General features: G+C 56.7%; 3 protein-coding genes. All 3 read left to right on the top strand.

The features are described from left to right. The first annotated feature begins 126 nt into the window (after positions 1 to 126). The gene (locus B5F94_RS15740) at positions 127 to 711 is read left to right on the top strand and encodes an ssDNA-binding protein (protein WP_087272568.1); all 585 of its coding nucleotides are present in this window, start codon (positions 127 to 129) and stop codon (positions 709 to 711) included. Positions 712 to 787: 76 nt separating this feature from the next. Then, positions 788 to 1390 carry a hypothetical protein gene (locus tag B5F94_RS15735; RefSeq protein WP_087272565.1) on the top strand — a complete coding sequence of 201 codons (603 nt, stop codon included), beginning with the start codon at positions 788 to 790 and terminating at the stop codon, positions 1388 to 1390. Positions 1391 to 1423: 33 nt separating this feature from the next. After that, positions 1424 to 1956: hypothetical protein (locus B5F94_RS15730; RefSeq protein ID WP_204247516.1), on the top strand; the 533-nt coding region annotated here is incomplete at its 3' end.

Genomic DNA, 1956 nt, shown 5'->3' with positions numbered 1-1956 from the left:
GACACCCCGCGAGATGCGGCAGGCCATCGGTGACGAAGCATATCAGATGGTAGCTAGCTACGCCGTCCGCTCTCCGGGCAGGGATGTCCTCCGCCGGGATGATACCGTCGTCGGAGGGCCGGCACAATGACGGACTACGAGGCGTTTTTGGCACAGCATCAGTCGGACATCGAGAGCATGGAGCTGCCCTGCGCCTACGGCCGGTACGTCCATGTACCTCATGCGCAACTCAGATTTCTGCGGCTTTCCCGGCCGGAGTCGTTTGAAGGCGGGGCGCCCGTGAAGCACTCCGCGGAAATCGTCGTTGACAAGGAGACTGACATCACCTCCGTACATACTATCGAGGATGCGATACAGTATGTTTTCAATGCGGCACTGGCGGACTATATGGCACGGTACCCTGCGCGTCAAGGCAAAGTACCGCTTAACGGTGTATCGTGTGTCCATGACGGCGATGTGGCCGCTGTGGCAGGAAAATATCTGCACAACAGGTATGTCCAAGGGAAAATATATTTCACGGCGAGAAACCGATGTATGCCACTCACCGTGGACGCCAATGGTGACTATCTGCCGCCCGATGACATCAATGAAGCTGATGACGCAAGCGTGATCCTATGGTTTTACTCTTACACGCGAAAGAGCGCAGGCTACGGTGACACGATAGGCGTCGGGTGCATCCTGGTTGCGCTCCAACAACCAGGAATCTCGTAAACTGAAAAATTGCCCCGGTCTGGCCGTCAGGTCATGTGGCCGGCCGGGCCGGGGCTGCGTTATTCTGGAGGATAATATGTCTGACTCTAATATTTCGCCCGCCGGACCTGATATTGTGGCAGGTGCCCCCCGCAGGCCCGAGGACTATGGGCTGTCCGAAACCAATCCAATCGTTACTGGGCCGGACACTATCCTGTACGACCTCTCCCTCACCGAGTCGGGGACGCGCTACGGGGGCCGGCGGCAAAGGTGGAGCACATATTTTGCAATCCCCGTGAGCGGCAACGCCCAGTTGCTGGCGGACGCCCGCAAGGCTATGTGGGATGCGCGCTATCTTTGTCGGGGACGGCCGGTTATCGGAAAAATCAGCTGTCTGTCAAGCGGCAAGATGCCGTCCTGGTACGAGACCGATGGGCCGGCTAATCTGGGCGATCCCGACGCAGGACCGGCGCGGATGGTGGAGATGCGGGCTTATGCCGATGGCAAGCACTCGCCCGAAATCGTTGATGCACAAGGCAATCCAATCACAGACCTGGACGCAATTTTCGCGAACAGGCAGGCGGGAAGAGGCCGCAGACCACTCCATGCGCAAGTAGCGTTTTTCTACGAGCCCTATTGGGGCCATGGGGTCCAGAATGTTTCCCGTCGGTTACTTAAAGTTCAAATTTTTGGGGCATAACCCCCGAAAATGTAATCAAAAGGAGTAATTGTTATGTATGAACCAAGAGAGCAAGTCATCAAGGAGGTCACGGCCCAATACCTTGATACGCTTGATGTAACGAACCTCCCGGCTGTCCCTGAAATGGTCGGGCAGTTGTATACAGCTACGAATGATCGCTTGCAGGCCATGAATACAAGTATGCCTAAGGGCATGACCTACCGCATGACCGATACCATCACTAACTATCAGGCGGCTCAGCTGCTGGCCAAGGCGGAGGAGATTGCTCTGATCCAGTGCAGCGATCGGCGCAACACCTCGGACCCGCTGCCCCTCGGTATCTATCAGCGGTCGGGGCCCAATCAGGGGCTGTACTCGCTGCTGGACGGCGATCTGGACCGAATCATCCTGCAAATGCGCCCCGGGGCGTCAGAGAAGGACATCCGGGAGGTCAGGATGATACTCAGAAACACCGTGCCAATCAGGCAGAGGACACCGAACCGGGACCTTGTGCCGGTGGCAAATGGCATTTTTGACTATCGTAGTCAAGTTTTGATGCCGTTTTCGCCTGATTATGTGTTCCTCTC

Origin of the sequence: Flavonifractor sp. An4, from assembly GCF_002161755.1 — a bacterium.
In the GTDB taxonomy this organism is placed as follows: Bacteria; Bacillota; Clostridia; order Oscillospirales; family Oscillospiraceae; genus Flavonifractor; species Flavonifractor avicola.
This window is presented reverse-complemented; position numbering and strand designations above follow the sequence as displayed.

Excerpts from the sequence above, each read along its gene's own strand:
- B5F94_RS15735 (WP_087272565.1), top strand. The coding sequence starts at position 788 with ATGTCTGACTCTAATATTTCGCCCGCCGGACCTGATATTGTGGCAGGT.
- B5F94_RS15740 (WP_087272568.1), top strand. The coding sequence starts at position 127 with ATGACGGACTACGAGGCGTTTTTGGCACAGCATCAGTCGGACATCGAG.